The organism is Robinsoniella sp. RHS, from assembly GCF_001029355.1.
Taxonomy (GTDB): Bacteria; Bacillota; Clostridia; order Lachnospirales; family Lachnospiraceae; genus Robinsoniella; species Robinsoniella peoriensis.
Genome location: NZ_JNGB01000036.1, coordinates 1 through 24,776 on the forward strand (window position 1 = coordinate 1; position 24,776 = coordinate 24,776).

Consider the following 24,776-nt stretch of genomic DNA (forward strand, 5'->3'; position numbering starts at 1 on the left):
CTGATGCATTTCGCAGCTCACTGCCCGCTTACAATCCGATGGGAGCCAGTCGAATTGTATCCGCCAAAAAGCACTCTGGGAAGGTAAGTAAATACTCAGCTCTGCTATACGCCTTCCAAATCAATGTCCTGGCTCGCCCCCTTCTCTTTCCGAGATAGCATTCGTTGATACAAAGCTGGTTTTCTCAGCATGATGGGGCCCCGGGGTTGTGGCATGCTGTACGCTATTGGCATAGAACCCTTAAAAACCAATAACCCAGATGGATGTTATCACTGTGAACTGTCTCTAAATTCTACTACAGTATATTTGTGGTTATAGTACCTACATCCAGTTAAGTCTGTGATCAGGAAAGCAGGTAAAATTTCGTCTTATCATCCCCCCTTTTACACAGAACTGCCTAAACACACTATACTGCATCCAAAAACAAACAGCCTGCCACAACCCAGGGTCTCCACCCTGCTGAGAAAACCAGCTTTGTATCAACGAATGCTATCTCGGAAAGATGGGTGTGGGAAACTGGTATGGGCGGAGGAAGCGTAGAGCAGAGCTGAGTATTTACTTACCTTTTCGAAGTGTTTTTTGGCGGATAGTATTCAACTGGCTCCCATCGGATACTAAGCGGGCAGTGAGCTGCGAAATGCATCAGGATTTCGGAGCGAATGCCCGCGTGCCGCCAAAAAGCGCTTCGGAAAGGTTAGAAAATACCAGTTCTGCGGCCAGCTGACGGAGCCCATGCCAGTTTCCCACACCCATCTTTCCGTACACTACCTACATCTACAAAGCGTCATTACTCAACAAAACCCCAATTCAAAAACTGTTCGCTGTAGTACTAGAGCATGTTTTAAAATTGCTTTCAGCCAGACCATACAATGAGTCAATATTATACAAGAGATTTTTCTTCCTCTATGTTATACTTGAATCGAAAAGGAGGTTTTTATAGTGTCTGAGAAACGTACAATACGGTATGACCGTGATTTAAATCTGGAAGCATATCATTTCAAAGGGATTATGCAGAAGTTCCCAAACCATTTCCATGAGCATTATGTAATCGGCTTTATTGAAAAAGGGAGCCGCCGCCTGACCTGTAAGAACAGGGAATATAATATAGAAACCGGAGACATTATTCTTTTGAATCCGCTTGAAAATCACATCTGTGAGCAAATTGATAACGGTGTGCTTGATTTCCGCTGCATTAATATTCTGCCGGACGCTATGCAAAAAGCTGCTTACGAAATCACCGGAAAAGATTCTTTACCACATTTCGGAGTAAATGTTGTTTATCGCAGTGACCATGTGAAACCATTACACAAGCTTCATCAGATCATTATGGAGCAGCAGCCGGATTTTGAAAAGGAAGAACTTTTCTTCTTTTTATTAGAACAGCTGATTGAGCTTTATGCGGAACCGTTTTATAAACAACCGCCAAATAAGAACAGTCCGGCTATACAGACTGTCTTTGATTACATAAGCGGACATTATGCGGAACATATCCGCCTGGATGAACTGGCAAGCCTGGCAGGTATGAATAAATATACTTTACTGCGAGCCTTTACCAGACTCAGAGGTATAACCCCATATCGTTACCTTGAAACAGTCCGGGTAAATGAAGCAAAAAAATTGCTGGAACAGGGCATAGAACCAATTGAAGCTGCCATGCAGACCGGATTTGTGGATCAGAGCCATTTTTCAAATTTTTTCAAAGACTTTATCGGTCTTACTCCAAAACAATATCAGAATATATTTAAGGATAATCCCAGACCCGGAAAGGAATATTATGAAACAAAATAAAAATATTACAGGACATCTTGCAGCCGTGCTTACCATTCTGATCTGGGGAACAACCTTTATTTCCACCAAAGTACTTTTAAGGGAGTTTACACCCATTGAGATATTATTTTTTCGGTTCAGCATTGGATTTATCGCCCTGTTACTTATTTCTCCCAAACGATTCCATCCAAAGGAAAAGAAACAGGAGTGGCTGTTTGCCGGAGCCGGCTTGTGCGGTGTAACACTATATTTTCTTCTGGAAAACATCGCCCTGACCTATACGCTGGCATCTAACGTAGGTGTGATTATTTCCATTGCTCCTTTTTTTACTGCTTTATTTTCACATTGGTTTTTAAAAGGGGAATCACTGAAGCCTAATTTCTTTATTGGATTTTTAGCCGCCATAAGCGGTATTATTCTAATCAGTTTTAACGGAAGCTCAAATCTGCAATTGAATCCCACCGGGGACATACTGGCTATACTTGCTGCTTTTGTATGGGCTGCCTATTCCATCCTGACCAAAAAGATCAGCGCATTTGGCTATGGCACGGTACAGACAACAAGAAGGATTTTCTTTTATGGCATTTTGTTTATGATTCCTGCCCTGTTTATCTTTGATTTCCGTCTGGGTCTGGATCGTTTCACCCAGCCCATACACCTATTTAATATATTATTCCTGGGACTTGGTGCTTCTGCACTCTGTTTTGTAACATGGAATTTTGCAGTAAAAATACTTGGCGCTGTGAATACCAGCATCTATATTTATATGGTTCCGGTAATCACCGTTGTAACTTCTGTAATTGTCCTTGATGAAAAAATTACAGGAATGGCTCTTGCAGGTACGCTGCTTACTTTGGCAGGCCTCCTGATCTCAGAAAGTAAGATATCATTCCGGAACAGTAAAAAACAGAATAAAATTTCAGATCCTTTATGAAAAATAACTATCAATAAAATTTAAATAGAAACAGAAAAAGATACGGCTCTTCAGAATTAAAAACCGTATCTTTTTCTTTATTCAAAAATGGTATTGATAGAGATTTTTCCCATTCAGTTTACGTTACATTCCCAAATAGCGGGTAAATTCCAATTATATTATTTATAATAATACAGTCTGCACACTTCATCTCCCTTAGCAATACTTTTCAATAACTTTAATTTTCCGCCATAAGCCTCCCCAATCCCATGATCACCGCACATGGCTATATCGCATAAATCTGCAATCTCCTCATCTGTACAGCCAGCCTTCTGCCAGGCCTTGACCAATGGACAGTAATGAAAATCAATTGCCAGGACCTTATCTGTGCTTTTCCTTATCTTCATCTCGAATACCCACTGGGCAGGTTTTGTAAACAGCGTTTTTCGCAATCCGGTCAGACTGTTCGTCCCGCCGGTTTTTATTAAATCATTTCCCTGTGATAAACCGCACCGCTTAATTGCCGCACTTCCAAAATCTTTCCATTCAAGCCCCCGCTTACCCGCTTCATCACAAAGCAGATAAAGCCATGCTGCTCTTTGCTCCAGCTGCCCTCTGACCGCCTGTATAATAGGGTTTTTAATGGACGGCTCATTGGTTACGATGCTGTGTCGGCTTCTCGGCTTGTTTTCCTTCTGTTCTGCCATCTGTTTTACGGTCTGATCTGTCATCTGTTCTGCCATCTGATCTGTCATTTGTTCTGCCATCTGATCTGTCATCTGTTCTGCAATTTTATCTGTCATATCCTCAGCCATTCTGAATACCTCCTCCGATTTCATGTGTATATCTGCTCAAAGTTCTTTATGTATTATCTTAACACACTCTTGCCCGATTAAAAATCATTAATTTTTTGATATTTCAAATTAGACTGTTCATTGGACTCCAGCTTGAATTCAAAATAATATACGTGTTAACGCGTTAACATGCAGCTGTTAGAAAGCAGTTTTGAACCCCCTTCAGATACAGAAAATCCCCCTTAACAGATCTTCTCTGCCAAGGGGAATCTTATTTATTGCTATTCTATTTTACCTTAACTGTTTTTACCGTACTCCATTTACTATACACCTTTTTGCCCATAGAATTTGTTGTATATCCTCTTGCCCTTACATAATATGTCTTTTTCTTAAGGTTTTTGATTGTATAAGAAGTATTCTTGGTAGTTTTCGTTGCCGGCTTACCCTTGAAGGTCTTCTTTAAGGAATATTGAATCTGATATCCGGCTGCCGCTTTATCTTTTGTCAATGTTACTTTTATTCTGCCCTTAGTACTTTTCGCAGACTTAATCTTCGCTCTTCTGCCAACCAGAGTTAATGCATTGGAATCCTTCTTTGCATTGTTTCTGGCATCTGCAATTGCTTTATCTGCTGCCGCCTGTGCTGCCTGAGCCGCTTTCATTGCACTTTCAGCTGCCCTTTGGGCTTTTTCTGCCGCCAGCCTGGCTTCTTCCGCATCTTTTTTCTTTTGCGCTGCATCAGCTGCCGCTTTCTCAGCTTCTTCCTTTGCTTTTTTGGCTTCCTGGGCTGATTCTGCTGCTGCTTTTGCTGCCGCTTCCGCTGCTGCTTTCGCTGCTAATGCATCTGCTCTTGCTGATTCTGCTGCGGTTTTTGCTGCTATGGCTTCCGCTTTTGCTGATTCTGCTGCGGTTTTCGCTGCTATGGCTTCCGCTTTTGCTGCTTCCGCAACTGCTTTTGCTGACTCCGCTGCGGTTTTCGCTGCAGCTGCATCATTTTTAGCCTTTACCGCTGTATCTCTTGCTGCTTCTGCTGCCACCTTTGCAGCAACTGCATCGTCTTTTGCCGATTCCGCTGCTTTTTTTGCGGTCTCCGCTGCTTTTGCTGCTGTCTCAGCTGCACCCTGGGCTGTTTTCGCTTCATTTTTTGCTGTTTCGGCTGCACTTTGAGCTGCTACTGCCTTTTCTTTTGCTTCTTCTGCCTTTTTCTGGGCTGCTTCAACATTAGTCTGGGCTGCTGCTGCTTTTACCTGAGCATCCTCTGCTTTTTTCTGTGCTGCCTCTGCTGCAAGTCTCGCTGTCTCTGATTTTCCTGCCTCTGCCAATGCCTTATCTGCTTCGGTTTTTGCTCTGTCTGCCTCCGTTTTAGCTTTATCCGCTTCGGTCTTTGCTTTGACTGCTTCATCTGCCGCTTTCGCTGCTTCCGTTGTAGCTGTATCTGCCGAAGCTGCTGCCGCTTCCGCATCTGTTTTTGCTTTTATGGCATCTTCTTTTGCTGCATCCGCTGATTCCTGAGCTTCTTTTGCTGCTTTAATAGCTGCCTGCTTTGCTTCTTCTACAACGTCGGTCACTTCATTATTCAAACCTTCTATTGCTTTCTTAAGATCATTAATGACACCGTCACGCTCCGGGAATGTAAGGCTTGCATATTCCACCCTTTCTTCCGCTATCACAATTGCATTTTGAAGTGCTGCAAAGCTATCATCTGTATATATTTTAGGATCATTCTTGTATGCCTTCGCTTCCTCAATTGCAGTTTCCAGCGGTTCGCGTTCATCACACAGATTGAACGGCAGCAGTGCATCCATTGCTCTGTTTAAAGCTTCTGCTGCATTGTCGATCTCGCTCTGTGCAGGAACTTTCGGATCGTTGTCATTTACTTTTCTGGAATCCGCTTCTATTGCCTTGAAATTATTCCAAGATTTACGGGTATACTCGGTATACTCATGCTCATCCCATAACTTATCGCTGGTGTTTACCGGATTGACCTTTTCATTTGCAGTGTTCAGAGCTTCTTCCAAAGCTGCTCTCTCCAGCATTACCAGTGATTTCATTGCATTATCAATTGCGAAAATATGGTCTGCAGTTTCTTTGTCCGTATAAACGCTGCCGTCTTTATAAGCCCGGGCATCGGATATCTTACTGCTCAGAACACCAAAACTTTCCGGCGTATAATCTGCTTCCGCCAAAGATCCTGCTTCCGTTAATTTCTCCTGAAGCTTTGAGATATCCACAGCAACTGCTTCTAAGTTGTCAATAGCTTCCTCAAGGGATGCGATTGTACTTTCCAGCTGATCTGCTGTTGTATCTGCACTTTGATATACCGCTGCTGCTGCTGTCAGTACTTCATTTATTGCTGCTATGCTCTCATCCGTGTACATTCCGGAGCTGATCCTGTCCGTTACGTCAGTGATTTTTTGAAACAGCGGAGTTTTATCTACACCTGCATTTTCTTCGGAAGCAGGAATATAGAAATAAGTTGTATATGCCGGAACACCAGCAAAATAGTGCGGAACAAAAGTTTTTGGTGCTGCATCTCCTCCCGTAGTTCCAGGCACCACATTTACGCTTAAACTAGGTACATTTCGGGTTGGCACTTCTCCTGACGTGCCGCCTGTCATGGTCTCCGGCGCATTTATGGTAACGTTTGTACCTTCTCCTGTTGTGAGATAAGAGTCAAGTTCAATTCTGGACAGACTGGCTACATCCGTTGATGCCATAACCAGCGGTCCGTTCATAAGGGAACCGTACCACTCGGAATCACATTTACCTGGCAGGTAATCAACATTAAAGCCAAAAGGCATGGTGACTACGATTTCATCCGTGGATGACCAGGATCTCACACCGGTGGAAACATAGGAACTTGGCTCATAACTCTCTGCCAGAGAGGTTCCGTTGAGTTTGATATCGAAATCTTTTGTTGCCCAATAAGGAACACGGAATTTCATTTCGAATTCCTTTGTTTCCGCACCGGGTGTTACCCTAAATGTAGATTGCTCAGAAGGGAATACGCAGGACTGCTGGATTGTCACATCCTGTTCCTCCCACCTCGCTGTGGTAGGCATATACAGTCCAACATAGAAGGTCTGCTCATCTGCTGAGGTGAAATAAGCAGCTTCCTGGTATTTAACGTGATTCTCAGTCCCGGTGCCGGAACAGCAGGTGTTACCGGGATTGGTTGCATTGCCGGTACTTCTTTTTCTGGTGCTGTTCGGATAAATAGAATATCCGTAGGATACCTGGTTGGATTTACTGCCTGGTACAATGGATCCTATGATCTGGTTATAAAGCAGACGCTCGTAGTAGTCCATATATTTCGCATCGTCCGGATTATAAGTATTAAGATCCTTGGTTAGCTTAAGCATATTGTAAGCTGCACAGGTCTCACAGATTTTGTCTGAGTTATTGGTATTGACAACCCCAATCTGATTGTATGTGCCCGCAAACTTCTCTTCATTACTGTTGTTGCCTCCCACACCGCCGATGGTGAAGGAATAGCGTCCAATTATATAATCCCAGAAATTTTCTGCTATATTGTAATATTTGGCATCATTGTTTCCCTTAAAGTTCCAGAGTGCTCCGATGATCTGTGGTATATGCTGGTTACAATGCAAGGTTCTGATAGAGTCTCTGTTATCCGCAAGTGATGAGAAAAACGGGATATTGCCCGTATCACTGCTGGCTCCATTATTATCAAAGCACATGGAAGCTTCCAGCAGTTTCGCAGAATCATCTTCATTACCCTGGGCCTTCATAATATCGGAAAGTCTTGCCAATGTTTCATTCACACCGCCAAATTCTCCTGCAATGTATAAAGCCCACATACTGTCACGGTATCCTGGTGAGTTAGCGTCCGGCCGTGTCCCAGCTTTTGTGCAGTAATGGAGTCTGTTCCATACCCACATCCCCATATCCTTTGCAATGGCAAGGGCTTTATCTGCCACTGCCTGCTCTTCAGTACTTCCGCCGTCCAGAGCATAATAGATGTCAACGAGTCCTGCAAGCTGCTTATGCAGGGAGTAATAAGGTGCCCAAACGCCGTAGTTATCCATGTTTCCATCATAAGGAGCGTAGTTCTCTATGAGTATGAGATGTTCTGGCTGAATTGCATTAATATATCCGTAACCAAATAACGAAGGATCTCTGGGTGCCGTTGCATCATCCATTAAACGGACATTTGTCATTGCCTTTACTTCACTGTCCGTCGAGTATCTGTCACGCGCTTCCCTGAATCTGTCTTCTGTAGGCAGTTTGACAAATGTCATCTCCTGCATCTCACGCATTTCATCCGTCATTCTTTTCATTCTGCTCATAAGCTGGGACTTTTCATCATCGGTTGCACCGGATGCGTAAGCAAATGCAAGTCCGGACAGGTAATGCCCATAACCGTGTCCTTTCAGCTTTGTTGTTCGGGAATCCCATCCGCCTGGTGCCGCGTAACCCTCCGTACTAAGTCCGAAAGTCTCCCGGTAATTATAAAGCATACGGGTTACGTCTACCCCCAATATGTATTCTATCTGATTGTCTCTGTTTAATGTCAGCCTGTTAGCCTCACCATCAGGGTCATCTTCAAGGGTCACTTCATTCAATGGTAAAGTTTGCACAAGCGGATTGTTTGACGGTACAATAGCCTCTCCATCCACAACCGTGATTTCCGCAGTAACCTGATATCCGTTTGTAATAGCATTATCACCCAGCACATTTCCGTTCATGGTATAGGTATGTCCAACCGGATATTCTGCCTGTGCGGTCTGCGCTGCAGTGGTATAGCCTTCCCAGCTGACTCTTCGCTGTTCAGATTCTCCGTTGCTATAGAGTACCTTTACAAAGTTTGGCAGTTTAGGAGCATCACCCACCGGACATTCAATTATGATCGGCTCGCAGGATACAATTGATCTGCCTGCCCCCGGATATGCCGGAATCGTAACTTCCCAATCACGTGTGACAGATGCACTCCCAAAAGTAGCCGTAGCGGTTAGTTTAACCTTGGCATCCGCTTCTCCTGATGGTGGTCTGAGAACATTTCCATCTGTCCATAAGTATTTAGAATTTTCTGTATTCCATGTAAATACAGATCCAAACCGCCCCTCCTGGGGGAACGTAAAGTTTGTTGTTCTGTCCGTAACGCTTCCGATGTCGATGGCTTCCAAATCCGTTGTGGCGATTTTCTCGTCATCCATATCAGCAAATACAGAGAATTCAAATTGTTTTGTTGCGATGAAATCTCCATTTTCCGCAGTAGCTGTGATCTGGCCTGTGGCATCGGGTTCACCATTTGCCGGGCGGGTCACTTTACCATCATTGCCTAAAGCGGGATCCGTAGATTCTGACCAGGTGATCGTACTTCCGTTAGATCCAACTGACGGAAGCTCTACATCACTCAGAAGTTCCATAAGGAAGTCTTCCTGGATCTCAGCTAAATCTGCTACAGCAGGATCCACATAACCGAATACTTCCCACTCGCTTATACCGATGCCGGGTGCTGTGCCGGAATTTCTTTCCGCCGTTATACTCAACCGTACCCCTTTTGTAATAATCGGGCTGTCCAGATTAACTACATTCCATTTGGTATTGGCTCCCCAGCGTTTTGGTGACGGCCATGGCTTATTGGCTTCCGCGCCGCCTTCACCGGTAAATGCTGCCGAATTACCATCCGTTCCAACGGAACCATAGTCAACCCATTCATCATTTACCAAATACTGAAGGTTACAATCCCTGGCCCAGCGAACGCCTCCATCTGTGTAAATCCACCACATAACCCGCATGGATTCCAACACTTGCGGCTGATTCCATGTATACTGAATCCAAACCGGATTATCCGGATTACCGTATTGGGTCCCCCATGTGTTCCATACAGATCCGGTACTGCCGCTTGCAAGTTTCCCGTTGTTTGCATTTGCTGCCACCGAACTTCCGTTGGCGTATGCCGCTTCTACCTTTGCGGAAAGTGCAATATTACCATCTTCAGCGCCATATGGATCAAGCCTCTCAAGATCCTGAGGTACAGCTGACAGCTCATTTAGATACGGTGAAGCTGCTGCGGGCAAAACCACGCTGCTGATCATGGATAAAATAATCAGTAATGAAACAATCATATTTGTTCTTTTCTTACGTAAACTTTTTGTGCTTTTTCTTAACATTATTTCTCCCTTCTCCATTAAACAACACAATTAATGATTGCGAAAGCCTGTTTTTCTTATTACCCGGCTCACCTCCTGACCTTTTATACTTTTACACCGGAATTCTAAAAGATGTCACGCTATCCCGGTATTTGTTAACACAGCCATGCAAACCTGATTACACGTCTACGGAAACAATCTTTCATCATAGAAAAACCAATATTGTTCCTATTGTTAACCCCTAATATAAAATATTGCATTTATTTTAAATTAGGAACATTTATTTACGTAAAAAGTAATAATATGACTCAATATTTTTTTCATAACCAAACTGTTTCATCATTTATTTTATTCTATCAAATATTTCAAAAGAATGCGTTCGATATTTTTTGATAAAAGTGCGATATTTTTCCTTTTTTACATTTTTTATCAAGCTATCCTCAAATACATCATATATTTGGTTACTTCACGCTTACTATATTTTATTTTTTATATATATTAATCTAATTTTCAAAATTCATAAGTATTTTTTATTAATTTTTTTAATATTTTGCACATAAAAATGCCAGAGTACTGGTCACGCCTCAGCCTCTGGCATTAATCTGTTGAAATAAGATTCCATTATACTTCTTCATTCTAACCATTACAATCTCAATACTTATCTTAATATGTTGAATGCTGTTCCATGCATTCCTTTAGCTCCACAAATCGATTCATATGTCCATCCACTTTTCTGCTGGCTTCTAAAATTTCATCCGACGTAAGATTCCTCCCTTCTTCAATCAGACGCTCCAGCTTTTTACTGTCCATTTCCATTGCGTACTTGTACCAATTCTTTTGAATATTCTGTAACCATCTCTTCATACGTTTATCTCCTTTATAATGCTGATAGTGTGTGAGTAGTTCTAATAGAGTTAGTATAACACATCTGCCATGTCGAAGTCTGTCGAAACAAGTGCGAAAATCCGGTTTTTTTCTAATATTTTGTAAAAAAAAGCAGCAGACAAAACCATATCTTTGGTTTTATCTGCTGTTTGCTTACACTATTCTTTTTTATTACTGATCATCGAACAAGTAAGGATTTATTGTTTTGCTTCCTTTACCAGAACTTCAATTACATGGAAGATTCTATCCTGCTCTTTTGGGGCTAACTCTTTCATGATATCTACAAAAGCGGAAGCTTTGATTTCAGCGCCTCTGTCTAAAACATCTGACAGCAGCATATCTGAGGTCACCTCCAGTGCATTTGCAATCCGTACAAAAGTTTCCAGACGTGGTATTTTAACGCCTCGTTCGATGGCACTCATATAGCTGCTGCTGAGTCCTGTCCTTTCTGCAAGCTCTTCCTGCTTCATGCCTCTTTCTTCTCTGCACCTTTGTATTCTTTTTCCAATTCGATTCATTTATTCCTGCCTCATTTGTAATATATAGTATTCTATATCCCTGGAAAATCCTTACATTTATAAGAAAAATCCTTTCCCTGATATACTGATATTATATACCTGATGCACACTTTTGACAAGAAACTCTATTCCGAAAGCATATCAATATATTCTTCTGCAAATTTTGAAGCTACAGCTCCATCCGCCGTTGCAGTCACGATTTGTCTAAGGGGTTTCGTCCTTACATCGCCTACCGCAAATACTCCCGGCAGATTGGTCCTGGTTGTCTCATCTGCCACAATATATCCCCCGCTATCCAGGTCTGTCTGACCTTTAAACATATCTGTATTTGGAATTCTTCCTATGGCAACAAACACACCGTCACATGCCACTTTGATGTTGTCCCCGCTTTCTGTATCTTCTACTACTACACCGGTTACTTTCTGATCATAGAGTATTTCTTTTACTTTTGCATTCCAGATAAATTCTATATTTAAGCTCTGTTTTAAAGCAGACAAATAACTTTTAGAAGCTCTTAACTGATCTCTGCGGTGAACCAGATAAACCTTATTGCAAATCTTGGATAAAAACAGTGCGTCTGCTACAGCAGTATTGCCTCCGCCTACCACCACAACTGTCTTATTGCGGTAGAACATTCCATCGCAGGTAGCGCAATATGCAACGCCCCTGCCTTTTAGTTTCTGTTCTTCTTCCAATCCCATTTCTCTTGGATTTGCTCCCGTTGCCAATATGACTGTCCGGGCTAATAGATCTCCTTCACTGGTATGAATTACTTTGGGCTGCGCATTTAGATCCACAGACTCTACTTCTGTAAATAAAGATTCTACTCCAAACCGCTCGGCTCCCTGACGCATCTTTTCTCCCAGTTCATATCCATCTACACCTTCTTCAAAACCGGGATAATTATCTACCTGGCTTGTTGTAGCCATCTGGCCGCCTGCCGAAAGCTTCTCTATTACAAGTGTTTTTAAATTTGCCCTTGCGCTATATAATGCGGCAGTATAACCACCCGGTCCTCCGCCAATTATAATCACATCTAATATCTTCTGTTCCATGCCGGTCACTCCTCTCCTACTCTTTCGTAATCCCCAGTTCCTTCATCCAGCCTTCTATCTGAGACTTAGCCGTAGGTGCTACCAGCGGTTCTCCTGCTGCCTTTCCATTTTGAAATGCAATCAGTGTCGGTATCGTCATAACATCAAATTTCTCTGCCAGTTCCGGTTCATCATCAATATTGAGCTTGCCAACTTTTAAAATATTCTGATATTCTTCTGCAATCTGATCAACTGAGGGTGCAATTCTTTTGCAATAGCCGCACCACGGTGCCCAGAAGTCTACTACCGTAATTTTACCTTCTTCTATTTCTCTGTTAAAATTTTCTTTTGTTAGTAATGTTCCAGCCATTTGTATTACCTCCACTTTCTGTTTATCTGCTTGTTTTTAATTTATTTCTTATCGACATCCATTGCATTTTCTATGGAATTTTTATCCTTAGGTGCCGGTTCCCAGAATCCAACCGCAAGAATCAATCCGATTATCCCTCCAAAGACCATACTTTTCATAGGGTCTGAAGTAATGGCACAGGTACCGCTGATGCACCCGATCTGCCAGTAATATAGATATCCGGCAGCTATGCCTCCCAATATAAAAATCAGAGGTTTTATAAATCTTTTCATCGTTTTCCTGTCAAATCCCATAGTTGCCTCCTTTGTATATCCATATATATGGATCACAATTTTTTATCTGTAACTTTTTTAGTTTCATTTATACTGTAATTATAATGGTTACAGTATGGTTTGTCAATATATTTTCTAAATTTATTTATTTCCAGATTCAGACAAGAAAAAAGCCTGCGGATTCCAAAACCTTTTCGGTTTGTTCCGCAGACTTTTTGAAGTATTTCTTTGTTTCTTCGTATTTCTTTGTTTCTTAATATTTCCGGTTGGGAAGTTCCTTTGCCGCCGTCTCAGAAGGATAAATTCCTTCTTCTACATATTGAAGTTTATCGACGGACTCTCCGCTCATAATTTTTTTTGCAATTTCCGCCACCCGGGGACCATGCAGAGGATTACATTCTATGGAAACGTTTAATTTTCCTTCTATCATAGCCTCAAATGCTGCTTTCACTGCATCAAAAGATACGATGGCAATGTCTTTACCTGGCTTCTTGCCTATCTCTTCTATTGCTTCAATTGCTCCAAATGCCATATTGTCATTCTGGGCTATCACCACATCAATATCCGGATTCTTCTGAAGACAGAATTCCATTGCTTTTTTGCCCTTAGTCTGAATGAAATCTCCCAGCTGCTCAGATACGATCTCATAGTTCTGATATTTTTTGATTGCTTCGTTAAATCCCTTGGTACGGCCTATTTCGGCAGTCGATCCTATTGTACCTTTTAAGATTGCAATCTGATGGTGATCACTTCCCTCACCTCGTGCTTCCATATATTTTACCAGCCAATCCGCTGCGGCACGTCCCTCCTTCTCAAAATCAGACCCGACCCAGCATGTATACAGAGAATCATCCTTTACATTAATCATTCGGTCTACGACAATTACCGGTATCCCTGCATCCTTTGCCTCTTCCAGCACAGTATCCCAGCCATCTTCCGTGACAGGTGCAATCACAATGACATCTACCTCCTGTGAAATAAAATCCCGGACTGCTTTGGTCTGGTTCTGCTGCTTTTGCTGTGCATCGGAGATCAGAAGGCGGAAACCATTTTCCACACTCAATGCTTCTTTCATCGATTCCGTATTGGCAATTCTCCAGTCAGATTCCGCTCCGATCTGGGCAAACCCTACTGTTATCAAGTTTTTTTCTTCGGCAGATATTGTTTCTCTGTGATTCTTTGTTATAGTGCAGCCTGCCAGGAGTATACTTGCTATTGTAATACAAAGTATCCATATTTTTTTCTTTTCCATTTTCCTACCGATCCTATTTTGCAACAAACTAGTTTATACCACACTTTTCATTCGATAATCTTTGGGGGTACATCCTACTTCTTTCTTAAATATGTAATAAAAATAATGCGCATCCCGATATCCCAGCCTGCTGCCTATATCCGACGTCTTCATACTGCTGCACCTGAGCATCTCTTTTGCTTTATTAAGCCTGGTCTGTGTTAAATACTCTACAAAAGTCTTGCCCTCCACCTGCCTGAAGACTCTGCTAAAGTGATTAGGGCTTACATTCACATAGGCAGCAACTGCATTCAGGGAAATCTTCTCATCACCATAATGCTCATTGATATAATCTTTCGCATCTTCGATCCAGCCTTCTAACCGGCTTTTGGACATCTGGTCACGCGATTCAATGCAGAGATCCACAATTTTTATAAGATAATTTCTGGTCAGCTCCCGGGAACTGATATTCGTAAGAAGATCGCCTACTTTTGTATGATGTTCTTTTAAGCGTTCTTCCTTGTTCCCAATTTTTTTCAGAAACCGGAGGGCTGCAAAATTCGTATCCAATACTATATATTGGCGAAAGATCATAGAATCCATGTTTGCTTTCCCTATACTTTCGATATAGGTATCTATAAAGTCTGCCACCTCCTGTTGTGAGCCGTTTTTGAGAAAGTCTTCCAGGATATCCTTGTCCATCCTGCCCAGGTCAATCTCATCCATATTCATCCGCATTCCCTGATCTTTGTCTATATCCTGAAGCTCTGCGCTGAATACCACATTCTTTGTCTGGTCAAACAACCTGTACGCAAATGCCTTATTTGCCTGATAATAGCATTTTGTTATATCCCGCAGCCTTGTAAAGCATTGCCCTATCCCGGCAAAATACCGGTATCCGGTCCACGTCAGGGTAACCTGATCCAACGTTTTAAGGATTTTGTTTACGACGCATTTCAGCTCATCCCGGTCTTTTCCCTTGACAAGAATTGCCCCGCCTTCTGATTCCCGGTTAAAGTATACTGCCTTGCACTGCTTTTCCTCCAGCTTCTCTGCTATTATATTCATGATGTCCTGTTCGCTTAATTCTACCTGTACATCTGTTTTCTCCTTCCAGCACTGAAACAGGATTATATTATACTCCTTGGCTGCAAGGTCAATCTCAAGCTGCAGCCCTCTGGATATAATTTCCGATACAGAACACCTGTCGGATATCATATCGTTGAATAACTGGTTTTTTTTCAGTATTCTTTTTTTCTCACGTTCCATTTCATAAAGTTCAATATACTTTCTCTTCTGTTTTTCTATTTCGATCTGTTCTCTGACCTGAATCATGATATTCAAAAGCTTTCTGGCATCCACAGGCTTTGACAGATAATCAACAATACCGATTTTCAGTGCCCTGTTGGCATAGACAAAATGCTCAAATCCGCTAATGATAATAATCTTAATCTGCGGCATTTCCCTTTTCACTAATTCACTAAGTTCCAGTCCGTCCATAAACGGCATCATAATGTCTGTAATCAGCAGATCCGGTTTCGTTTCCTGGATCATCGGATACGCTAATTCGCCGTCACCGGCCTCTCCAACCAGACACAGTCCATTTGCCTCCCAGTCAATCCTGCGCTTGATCCCTTCCCGGATGACAGTTTCGTCTTCCACTATAAAAACTTTTATCATAATAATTCTCCCTTTTTCCTAATCCACAGCTTTGCTGCACACAGGTATCTTGAAATAAACCTCTGTACCAACGCCGTACTCACTTGTGATATGTATTTTACACTCCTCTCCGTAAATGAGGCTCAGCCTTTCATTGACATTTAAAAGTCCAAACCCACTCTTACTGTCAGAGAGCTGTTCTCCTTTAAGCTCGTTCTCCAACCTGTTTAATTCCTCCGGACTCATACCCCGTCCGGTATCTTTTACGGAAAAGTGAATATAGTCTCCTATACGGTATCCTTTTACACTGAGCTTCCCTTTTCCTCTTTTGTTCTTAATCCCATGATAAAGGGCATTTTCTACAATGGGCTGCAGACAGATCTTCAGAATATAATTACATCGTATCTCCTGATCCATCTCAACCTCGTAGTCCAGAATATCCTGATACCGGAACTGCTGGATCATCAGGTAGCTTCTTACATGTGATTCCTCCTCAGCCAGGGTAATAAACTCCTGCCCCTTGCTTAATGTAGTACGGAAGAAGATGGAAAGCTGGTCCACCATCTGCACTACCTGTTCATTTTGCTCATCTTCTGCAAGCCAGATAATGGTATCCAGGGTGTTATATAGGAAATGCGGATTTATCTGCGCCTGCAGTAATTTCAGCTCCGTCTTCCTCAGGTGGATCTGTTCATTGCGAACATCCTCCACAAGGCTTCCTATTTTCTTAACCATAATATTAAAGCTGTTTCCAAGCACCTCCATCTCTTCCATAGGATCAATCCTTACCTGAATATCAAAATTTCCTTTTGCAACCTCTTTCGTGCTGTCACATAACTCCCGGACCGGACGTTCAATACTTTTTGATATACGGTTTGTAAGTATTAAAACCAAAAAAATAATGGCAAAACCAATAATAACACAGTATTGAATGGATGTCCCGATCTGAACTTCCAGCTCCGTTTTCACCACTTTTGCATGTTCCGCTTCATATCTGATATAATCTGACATTTTTTCATCTACCAGCTCTGTAAACTGGTAAATATCTTTGTCTAATATCTCCGTGTTATCTTTCCTGCCCAAAACAGGTTCATTTTTCTCTATATTCTCCATTGTGTTTTTTAATTGTTTTAAAAGACGGAGAATTGCATCGATCCTGTCTACGCTGTTTTCTGTTGTGGCAGTCTCCTTCAGCTTTTCCAGAATAATTTTTGCCTGATTTATATCCTCATATGGCTTAACCTCTTCAAATGTAACCGCACCTGCTACGATCCGGTACATTTTATAATCCAGTTCTGAGCGGAAATCGGAGTTAAATTCCGTAGCCGCTGCCATATTGTTAATCACCGCACTGTATTTTTCATTATAAGAAACCATCAGCAGAATCATCCAAATAATTAATATAATAAATGGTATAATAATGCCGCTCCTTAGAATCATCAGCTTTCTTCGTATAGAACATCTGTCAAACCGGGACTCCACATCCTTCCAACCCATTTGTACCTGTCTCCCTCTGCCGCTTTTATCTGAAACAATTCTGATAAAACCCTGTTATTTAATATTTTATAATTGACAAAAAGGGCCTATCAGATATTCTGTCAAGAATTTTTCTGTATCAGACCCGAAATGCTTTCCTTATATACTTATTATAAGAATAATGTTTTTTATGATCAATGGGTTTTCTTATCAAAAAAGTACGAAAATGTATCATTTATCTGATCTCCTTTCTCTGCACTTTAATCCGATAATCTTTAGGCGTACAGCCCTCCATTTTTTTAAACAGATAATAGAAGTAGTGAGAATCTTTATAACCGACTTCATAACCAACATCTGAAATTCTGATATTGGTGGAGCGCAGCAATTCTTTTGCCCTTTCAATACGAATATCCGTAAGGTACTCTACAAAAGTAATCCCGGTTTCCTGGCTGAAAATACGGCTGAAATGGTTGGGACTTACATTTACCCGGGCAGCTGTTGTATTCAAGGATATATCCTCATCGTTATAATGAATCCTGATAAACTCTTTGGCACACTCTACCATATCAGCATATTTGTTTACAGCCGCCAGTTCTCTCAGGTTCATACAGTTTTCAAAACTTTGTATAATATACTGCTTTGTTTTACCAAGTGAACGGGTAAACATCATGATATCACCGAATTCAGGAAACCTTTTCTGAAGATCCTCCCTGGTGCGCCCAATGCTTTCTAAGAACTGAACAATCTGAAAATTAATATCCAATATAATATACTGCCGGAACATTAATGAATCCATATTGTTTTCTCCAAGGCTCCGGATAAATTTTTCCACAAACAGCTCAATGTCGCTTTTCAAACCGCTTTTTAAAAAATTCAATGCAACTTTACTATCCATATGATTTGAAGCTACATCCATCAAGCTGAATGGTTTTTCTTTTTCCAAATCCCCTGCATGAATGTCACCTCCATAAAGTACCTTATTTCCTAAGGTAAGAAACCGGTAGGTATACGCTCTGTTTGCATATTGATAACTAAGTGCAATATCTTTAAGATCCAGCACGTTTTTCCCAATTCCGATAAAATAATGCAGCTTATGGCTTGCATCCGTCTCCTTTGAAATAATCCGTATGCATTTGGATATCGTCTGATCTACTTCCTTGGGCGTCTTACCTGTAATTAATAATGCCGCACCTTCTGCCAAATGATCAAAATAAATCAGATTTTTATCCTTCTCAAACGCTTCCACCAGAAATGCTTCCACCTGCATATAGTCCTGGCGATATTCCATATGGTCATCATAACTGGATGCAGAGATTTTGTATAGTAAAAAATTATAAGCACCTGCTTCCAGATCCAGTCCCAGGCTTTCTCCTTTCTGCTTCAGCTCGAAAGCAGTACCCTTACCGCTTAACAGTTCATTATAAAACTGATATTTTAATATCTCATAATCTTTCTGTGTTTCTTTCTTATATTGTTCCAGAAATAGTGTCTGGGCCCTCTCCTCTTCTAAATCCTCTTTCATTTCCAACAGTGACTGCAGCAGTCTTGCACTGGTCACCGGCTTTAAGAGATACTCTGCTACCCCAAGCCTGATTGCCTGCTTTGCATATGAAAAATCATCATACCCGCTCAAAATAAGTATTTTCATCTCCGGGAACTCTTCTTTTACCAATCTGCATAATTCCAACCCATCCATAAAAGGCATTTTAATATCTGTTATGAGAATATCCGGCCTTATCTTTCGTATCATCGAAAGTGCCTTTTCTCCATCCTCTGCCTCACCGGAAAAGAGAAAGCCGTTTTCTTCCCACTTCACCCTCCTTTTAATACCCTCCCGAATAGTCATTTCGTCTTCTGCCAGAAATACTTTAATCATATTGTCCTCCGTCCTTAGCATATTTCCACACTATTGACCGTACTACTCCCTGGTTAGTATTCTGCAAACTCTGCAGATATGACTCACGGTACAGCATAGTATATTATCGTTATAATAACCATCAAAAGCAATAGTGTTCACATGATCTTTGTATCTTTATACAATATTCAATATAAAAAGGGCCGTCTTGAAAAGCGATATTTATGCTTTTATTGACAGCCCTGCTTTTATTTATGTTTTTATTTTTAATGCTGCCTACCCAGCAATATCCTCATTATTTTTTCAATTTCATTCTTGCAAATATAGATTGTAAAACTATAAAGAAACAAAGTAATGCAGATAATACGATTCTTACCCACCAGCTGGACAGTGTTCCCTGGGTTGTGATCAAGCTGGATATGGAACCTTTGATTAATACGCCGAACAGTGTTCCAAATGGTGTTCCAACACCTCCGCTCAGCAGAGTACCTCCGATAACGGCAGATGAGATGGCATCCATTTCCAGCCCTTTTGCCTGCTCCACAAATCCTGCGCAGCTGTTGAGGCAGAAGAGAAATCCTCCAATGCCAGCCAAAAGTCCATTCAATATATATGCACACAGTTTGGTCTTACGAACATTGATACCCATCATTAGGGCGCTTTGCTGATTTCCTCCGATTGCATATAACTTACGTCCAAACTTTGTATATTTCATAATAATAATTACAACAATGAGAATGATCAGGGCTATGACCACCGTGGGGTATATGTACGCCGCCTGGAAGACGCCTTTCTTACTCACAGTACCAAAAGGCATGTTAATTTTATAATTTGCCCAATTTAAAAACACTTCATTTTTAATAGAAATCATATCTGTACTGACTATAGCTGTCAGACCGCGTCCAAAAAACATACCCGCCAGCGTAACAATAAATGGCTGAATGTCCAGAAAAGAGATTAAAAATCCCTGAATCACGCCATATGCCAGGCCTATCACCAGTGCAAGCAATACTGCAGTATAAGCACTTGCGCCATTATTCTCCATCTGATTGGCAGCCACCATACACACCAGCGCTGTCACAGAACCTACGGAAATATCAATTCCTCCTGTGATCATTACAATAGTCTGACCCATTGCAATTACCAGAAGCCCTGCATTTGAAATAAACAGGTTCAGAAACATCTGCGGTTTCGCAAATCCTTTATCATTAAAGATAATCATACCAGCGGCATACATGATCACGAACAACAGTATCGTAATCATAAGGAGGAAACTGTTTCCATTCAGTTTTTTCTTATTATTTAAACTTTTCATTACTGATTCCCTCCTTGTGCAGCTAATTTTTTTGCGTCCTTTTTAGCAGTAAGATTTTTGAAGAATTTTTTAAATACCTCACTCTGCAGTGTAACAATGATAACAACTACAACGGCTTTGTAAACCGGCAGCTGGTCAGCAGATACATTCATTGCATAAAGTGTTGTAGTCAGAGCCTGAATGGTATAAGCACCAATTACGGATCCCATCAGACTGAACTTTCCGCCGCTCAAGATATTACCGCCAAGAGCAACAGCAAGAATAGCATCCATTTCCAGATTTAAACCAATATTATTTGCATCAGCAGAATAAATTCGGCTGGATGCAGCAATTCCGGCAATTCCTGCAAGCAGACCACACAGCACATAAGCAAGAAACTTAATCATTTTAGAATTGAGCCCCACCAGACGGGAAGCAGCTCCATTAATACCTACGCACTCAATATATAAGCCTAACGCTGTTTTCTTTAAAACAAGGTTGATTATGATGATTACAATAATTGCAATGAATATAGGTGTTGGAATTGGGCACTTGCCGATATATCCCCCTAATACCTTGTAAGATTCCACGCGGACATAAGTTATCTGTCCCTGGGTAATCAGCTGTGCAATACCTCTGCCTGCTGTATACAAGATCAATGTTGCAACCATAGGCTGTATATTCAGATGTGCAACCAAAAAACCATTAAAGGATCCACAGATCATGGCTACAATTAATGCTGCCAGTATTGCAATAATCAAAGGATTCTGAAAAGTATTGGTGGAAACTTCGCCGCCGGACAGAATCTGACAGCAGACAGCTCCTGCCACTGCCATGGTGGCCCCAACGCTGATATCCTGACCTCCGCTGGCTGCGGTAACTAAAGTCATGCCGACTGCCAGAATTACCAGCTCTGACGCACGATTGATAACATCAATAATATATCCGTACAGTACACCGTTGTTAAGAGAAATTTTGAAGAAGCTGGGGGTTGTAATCACATTAACCAGTAATACAACCAGCAGACATACAATCGGCATGAACAGACGCATCCTGGTTACTTTTCTAAAGTCTATTTTCTGTTTCATGTTATTCCTCACCTCCTGCAATTGCTTTCATAATACCTTCCTGTGTCATTTCATCCCCGCTGATCTCGCCTACTTTCTTACCATCTCTAAGTACGCCCATGCGGGAACAGGTACGGATCATTTCTTCTACTTCTGAAGAAATAAATGTTACCGCCATTCCTTCATCTGCAAGTTTCAGTACCAATTTCTGAATCTCTGTCTTCGTTCCGATATCAATACCTCTTGTAGGTTCATCCAGAATCAGGAATTCCGGGTTGGTCAGAAGCCATCTGCCGATAATTACCTTCTGCTGGTTTCCTCCGGAGAGACTCTTGATCGGAGTTTCACGGCTTGCAGTCTTAACCTGGAGCATGTCAATGTATTTATCTGCCGCTTCTTCCATCTCTTTACGGCTCATTGGTTTGAACATGCCGCGTTTTGCCTGAAGAGCAATAATTATATTTTCACGTACCGATAAATCCGCAATGATTCCTTCCTTCTTACGATCCTCCGGCAGATATGCCATTCCAAGCTTCATTGCATCTATCGGAGCATGGATTTTGACTTCTTTTCCATTTACCATAAGTTTTCCGGAATCTGCTTTATCCGCACCATAGATTGCCCTTACAAGTTCCGATCTTCCTGAGCCCAACAGGCCTGTCAGTCCGATTACTTCACCTTTATGTATATCAATGTCAAACGGCTTGATTGTTCCCGTATGGCCCAGCTTTTCGGTACTGATTACCGGTACGCCTGCTTTTGCTTTTGACTGTTCCCGGTCTCCTTTGATATCAGCCAGATCATCAAAATCTTTACCCATCATCTTTGCTACCAGCATAACCCTGGGAAGCTCTTTGACCTCATATTCTCCTACCAGTTCCCCATTTCGTAAAACGGTAATGCGGTCACATACCGCGTAAACCTGCTCCAGAAAATGTGTTACGAAGACGATGCCGACTCCTTCTCCTCTTAGCTTTCTCATTAGGATAAACAGCTTTTCAACCTCATCATCATCCAGCGAAGATGTGGGTTCATCCAGTATCAGCACACGGCATTTCATGTCTACTGCACGGGCAATTGCGATCATCTGCTGTATTGCAATGGAACACTCTTCCAGTTTCTGTGATGGCGCTACCTGGATGTCCAGACTCTCCAGCAGTTTACCTGACATCTGGTTCATCTTGTTCCAATCGATAAGCCCCATTTTCCTGGGTTCCCTTCCAATGAAAAGATTTTCCGCTACGGATAAATTGGGACAGAGGTTTACTTCCTGGTATACCGTGCTGATCCCGTTATTCTGTGCATCCTGGGGAGAGTGGTTTTTGACTGGCTTGCCTTCCATCTTTACCTCTCCCTCATCAAATTCGTATACACCTGTCAATACTTTAATCAAGGTTGATTTTCCGGCACCGTTCTCACCCATCAGTGCATGGATTTCACCGGTTCTCAATGTAAAATCAACATTCTGCAATGCTTTTACGCCGGGAAAAGTCTTATAGATGCCACGCATAGTCAAAACTTCATTCTGCTTCATTCTTCCTCTACACCTGCTTTCCTATTACTGTTTTACATAAATCAAAAACCCCGCCGCAAGCGACAGGGTTTTTAACCCTCGCGGCAGTCGCCAAATGGATCCGCCAGCGCGTCCGATTGGCTCGTTGCTCGCGGAAATAAGGCGCAGCAGCTTATCCGTATTCCGAATTATTCTGCCACGCCCTGTGCAAGATCCTGGTGCCGCACCAGAACTTATCCTATGCAGTACCGGTCATGAATCCGCAATTTAAATTTTTTAGTATGCACGGCTATCAAGCACTTCCTGGGTCATAACAGTTACCGGATAATCGGTTCCGTCAACATTAATAGATGTTACTTCGCTTGGATTTGCAAAAATTTCTTCATCTACATACTGTTCTTTTTCTACATCTTCTCCTGCTTCCAGTTTCTGGATGATCTCTTCTACACGTGGTCCGTGTAATGGGTTACATTCGGTATTGCAAACGATTTTTCCAGATAAAGTATCTGTCAGACCTGCATTTGTTGAGTCAAAGGACATTACCAGAATATCTCCGTCAACGCCTACTGTTTTACCAGCTGCTTCAATAGCATCAATTGCTCCAAATGCTTCATTATCATTTTCACAATATACTACATTGATGTTGTCGTACTGTTTCAGCATGGACTCCATAACTTCCTGTCCTTTTGCCTGTGTAAATTCACCAGTCTGAGCTGCCAGAAGGTTCCAGCCGTTTGCTTCTACTGCATCAGCAAGTCCTTTTGTACGTCCGATCTGTGCGGAAGCTCCGATTGTTCCCTGGATATCTACGATATTAATTTCTTTCATGCCTTTAGCATCTGCATATGCTTTTAACCATGCGGAAGCTTTTTTACCTTCTAATTCAAAGTTAGAACCTACCCATGCTGTATACAGGCTGTCATCGGATACATCTACCATACGGTCAACAATGATTACCGGAATTGCTGCATCTTTTGCTTCCTGAAGTACTGTGTCCCATCCTGTTTCAGTTACCGGTGCCAGTACAATATAATCTACTTCCTGCTGGATAAAGTTACGGATTGCCGTAATCTGATTTTCCTGTTTTTGCTGTGCATCATCAAAGATCAGTTCATAACCGTTATCTTTGCTGAATGTTGATTTCATTGATTCTGAGTTTGCTGTACGCCAGTCAGATTCTGCACCAACCTGTGAAAAACCAACTGTAACATTACCGCCCTCGTCGCTTCCTCCGTCTGTAGTATCTGCTGCTTCTGTTGTTGCTGCTGCTTCTGTCGTTGCTGCTTCTGTTGTTGCTGCTGCTTCTGTAGCTGCATCTGTCGCTGCTGCTGTTGCTGCCGCTTCTGTTTCTTTAGCACTGCTTCCGCATCCTGCTGCCATGGAAGCTACCATTGCTGTACAGAGTAAAACGCTGATTACTTTTCTTTTCATTAATAAATCCTCCTTAGATTATGTAAAAGTTGATTTCTTTAACCATCTTTATCATAGTCTATTTTGGAAAAATTTTATACGGACGGACTTTTGTGTTTTGTAATGTATTTTTCGTATTATCTGATCTTCCTTTGGTTTTTGTAAGAAATTTTTTTTAAATGTTCGAAATTTTTTGAAGTAAATTTATTTCCGGTACTTTTTTTCCTCTCAACCGGTATTCCTTCGGCGAACATTTTTGGGTCTTTTTAAATATGTAATTAAAGTAATGGGAATCCTTATAACCAACCTGATATCCGATTTCGGAAGTCTTCTGGTTAGAGCACATCAGCAGCTCCTTTGCCTTATCCATGCGCACTTCTGTCAGGTATTCTACAAATGTCATTCCTGACTCCTGGCTGAATACCGAGCTGAAATAGCTGGGGCTCATATTCACATGAGATGCCAGTCTGTTCAGTGACATATCCTCCTGCATGTAATTTTCTGTAATATAAGACTTTGCCTTTAACAGGATATCCGAATATTTACGCCCGGATGCGTTATCCCTCAGCAGAAGTACATTTTCCAAAAGTTCCCGTACATACT

The 24,776-nt window shown here is 41.7% G+C and carries 19 protein-coding genes; 2 read left to right on the top strand and 17 right to left on the bottom strand.

Annotation, left to right across the window (positions count from 1 at the left end; genetic code table 11):
* Positions 1-642 precede the first annotated feature (642 nt).
* On the bottom strand, positions 643-765 hold the full coding sequence (locus tag RHS_RS31210; protein ID WP_255348096.1) for a hypothetical protein: 123 nt from the start codon (positions 763-765) through the stop codon (positions 643-645).
* Between the two features lie 174 nt (positions 766-939).
* On the opposite strand from RHS_RS31210, the gene RHS_RS16490 reads away from it, so the two are divergent.
* Complete coding sequence (locus RHS_RS16490) at positions 940-1,788, top strand: AraC family transcriptional regulator (protein WP_081820370.1); 849 nt, start codon at positions 940-942, stop codon at positions 1,786-1,788.
* Positions 1,775-2,701 carry a DMT family transporter gene (locus RHS_RS16495; RefSeq protein WP_047833808.1) on the top strand — a complete coding sequence of 309 codons (927 nt, stop codon included), beginning with the start codon at positions 1,775-1,777 and terminating at the stop codon, positions 2,699-2,701. The genes RHS_RS16490 and RHS_RS16495 overlap by 14 nt, the downstream gene beginning before the upstream one ends.
* A 158-nt stretch (positions 2,702-2,859) precedes the next feature.
* On the opposite strand, the gene RHS_RS16500 is transcribed toward RHS_RS16495, so the two are convergent.
* From RHS_RS16500 to RHS_RS16580, 16 genes are all read right to left on the bottom strand, one after another.
* Positions 2,860-3,495, bottom strand: a complete 636-nt coding sequence (locus RHS_RS16500; RefSeq protein WP_395022688.1) for an L-2-amino-thiazoline-4-carboxylic acid hydrolase — start codon at positions 3,493-3,495, stop codon at positions 2,860-2,862.
* Positions 3,496-3,760: 265 nt separating this feature from the next.
* Complete coding sequence (locus RHS_RS31215) at positions 3,761-9,610, bottom strand: beta-L-arabinofuranosidase domain-containing protein (RefSeq protein WP_395022690.1); 5,850 nt, start codon at positions 9,608-9,610, stop codon at positions 3,761-3,763.
* Between the two features lie 642 nt (positions 9,611-10,252).
* Positions 10,253-10,453, bottom strand: coding sequence for a Spo0E family sporulation regulatory protein-aspartic acid phosphatase (locus RHS_RS16515; RefSeq protein WP_027295882.1), 201 nt, complete (start codon positions 10,451-10,453; stop codon positions 10,253-10,255).
* Between the two features lie 218 nt (positions 10,454-10,671).
* Complete coding sequence (locus RHS_RS16520) at positions 10,672-10,992, bottom strand: helix-turn-helix domain-containing protein (RefSeq protein ID WP_027295881.1); 321 nt, start codon at positions 10,990-10,992, stop codon at positions 10,672-10,674.
* Positions 10,993-11,117: 125 nt separating this feature from the next.
* Positions 11,118-12,047: a thioredoxin-disulfide reductase gene (gene trxB / locus RHS_RS16525; RefSeq protein WP_027295880.1), complete on the bottom strand. Its 930-nt coding sequence runs from the start codon at positions 12,045-12,047 to the stop codon at positions 11,118-11,120.
* Between the two features lie 16 nt (positions 12,048-12,063).
* Positions 12,064-12,396 (bottom strand): thioredoxin, encoded by a 333-nt coding sequence (gene trxA / locus RHS_RS16530; RefSeq protein ID WP_027295879.1) that lies wholly within the window; start codon positions 12,394-12,396, stop codon positions 12,064-12,066.
* Between the two features lie 41 nt (positions 12,397-12,437).
* Positions 12,438-12,689, bottom strand: a complete 252-nt coding sequence (locus tag RHS_RS16535; protein WP_052377960.1) for a DUF6132 family protein — start codon at positions 12,687-12,689, stop codon at positions 12,438-12,440.
* Between the two features lie 232 nt (positions 12,690-12,921).
* Positions 12,922-13,920 (bottom strand): ABC transporter substrate-binding protein, encoded by a 999-nt coding sequence (locus tag RHS_RS16540; protein ID WP_395022693.1) that lies wholly within the window; start codon positions 13,918-13,920, stop codon positions 12,922-12,924.
* Positions 13,921-13,953: 33 nt separating this feature from the next.
* Positions 13,954-15,579, bottom strand: a complete 1,626-nt coding sequence (locus tag RHS_RS16545; RefSeq protein WP_027295877.1) for a response regulator — start codon at positions 15,577-15,579, stop codon at positions 13,954-13,956.
* A gap of 18 nt (positions 15,580-15,597) precedes the next feature.
* Positions 15,598-17,055 (bottom strand): sensor histidine kinase, encoded by a 1,458-nt coding sequence (locus tag RHS_RS16550; RefSeq protein WP_027295876.1) that lies wholly within the window; start codon positions 17,053-17,055, stop codon positions 15,598-15,600.
* A 214-nt stretch (positions 17,056-17,269) separates the two neighbouring features.
* Positions 17,270-18,910, bottom strand: coding sequence for a helix-turn-helix domain-containing protein (locus RHS_RS16555; protein ID WP_047833809.1), 1,641 nt, complete (start codon positions 18,908-18,910; stop codon positions 17,270-17,272).
* A 274-nt stretch (positions 18,911-19,184) separates the two neighbouring features.
* Positions 19,185-20,204, bottom strand: a complete 1,020-nt coding sequence (locus RHS_RS16560) for an ABC transporter permease (protein ID WP_027295874.1) — start codon at positions 20,202-20,204, stop codon at positions 19,185-19,187.
* Entirely contained in the window at positions 20,204-21,271 is a 1,068-nt protein-coding gene (locus tag RHS_RS16565) for an ABC transporter permease (protein ID WP_027295873.1), read from the bottom strand. The genes RHS_RS16560 and RHS_RS16565 overlap by 1 nt, the downstream gene beginning before the upstream one ends.
* A 1-nt stretch (position 21,272) precedes the next feature.
* Complete coding sequence (locus RHS_RS16570; RefSeq protein WP_027295872.1) at positions 21,273-22,784, bottom strand: sugar ABC transporter ATP-binding protein; 1,512 nt, start codon at positions 22,782-22,784, stop codon at positions 21,273-21,275.
* Positions 22,785-23,039: 255 nt separating this feature from the next.
* Positions 23,040-24,194, bottom strand: a complete 1,155-nt coding sequence (locus tag RHS_RS16575; RefSeq protein WP_047833810.1) for an ABC transporter substrate-binding protein — start codon at positions 24,192-24,194, stop codon at positions 23,040-23,042.
* A 154-nt stretch (positions 24,195-24,348) separates the two neighbouring features.
* A partial coding sequence (locus tag RHS_RS16580; RefSeq protein ID WP_047833811.1) for a helix-turn-helix domain-containing protein occupies positions 24,349-24,776 on the bottom strand: 428 nt, incomplete at its 5' end.

Excerpts from the sequence above, each read along its gene's own strand:
- RHS_RS16495 (WP_047833808.1), top strand. The coding sequence starts at position 1,775 with ATGAAACAAAATAAAAATATTACAGGACATCTTGCAGCCGTGCTTACC.
- RHS_RS16500 (WP_395022688.1), bottom strand. The coding sequence starts at position 3,495 with ATGGCTGAGGATATGACAGATAAAATTGCAGAACAGATGACAGATCAG.
- RHS_RS31215 (WP_395022690.1), bottom strand. The coding sequence starts at position 9,610 with ATGTTAAGAAAAAGCACAAAAAGTTTACGTAAGAAAAGAACAAATATG.
- RHS_RS16515 (WP_027295882.1), bottom strand. The coding sequence starts at position 10,453 with ATGAAGAGATGGTTACAGAATATTCAAAAGAATTGGTACAAGTACGCA.
- RHS_RS16520 (WP_027295881.1), bottom strand. The coding sequence starts at position 10,992 with ATGAATCGAATTGGAAAAAGAATACAAAGGTGCAGAGAAGAAAGAGGC.
- trxB (WP_027295880.1), bottom strand. The coding sequence starts at position 12,047 with ATGGAACAGAAGATATTAGATGTGATTATAATTGGCGGAGGACCGGGT.
- trxA (WP_027295879.1), bottom strand. The coding sequence starts at position 12,396 with ATGGCTGGAACATTACTAACAAAAGAAAATTTTAACAGAGAAATAGAA.
- RHS_RS16535 (WP_052377960.1), bottom strand. The coding sequence starts at position 12,689 with ATGGGATTTGACAGGAAAACGATGAAAAGATTTATAAAACCTCTGATT.
- RHS_RS16540 (WP_395022693.1), bottom strand. The coding sequence starts at position 13,920 with ATGGAAAAGAAAAAAATATGGATACTTTGTATTACAATAGCAAGTATA.
- RHS_RS16545 (WP_027295877.1), bottom strand. The coding sequence starts at position 15,579 with ATGATAAAAGTTTTTATAGTGGAAGACGAAACTGTCATCCGGGAAGGG.
- RHS_RS16550 (WP_027295876.1), bottom strand. The coding sequence starts at position 17,055 with ATGGGTTGGAAGGATGTGGAGTCCCGGTTTGACAGATGTTCTATACGA.
- RHS_RS16555 (WP_047833809.1), bottom strand. The coding sequence starts at position 18,910 with ATGATTAAAGTATTTCTGGCAGAAGACGAAATGACTATTCGGGAGGGT.
- RHS_RS16560 (WP_027295874.1), bottom strand. The coding sequence starts at position 20,204 with ATGAAAAGTTTAAATAATAAGAAAAAACTGAATGGAAACAGTTTCCTC.
- RHS_RS16565 (WP_027295873.1), bottom strand. The coding sequence starts at position 21,271 with ATGAAACAGAAAATAGACTTTAGAAAAGTAACCAGGATGCGTCTGTTC.
- RHS_RS16570 (WP_027295872.1), bottom strand. The coding sequence starts at position 22,784 with ATGAAGCAGAATGAAGTTTTGACTATGCGTGGCATCTATAAGACTTTT.
- RHS_RS16575 (WP_047833810.1), bottom strand. The coding sequence starts at position 24,194 with ATGAAAAGAAAAGTAATCAGCGTTTTACTCTGTACAGCAATGGTAGCT.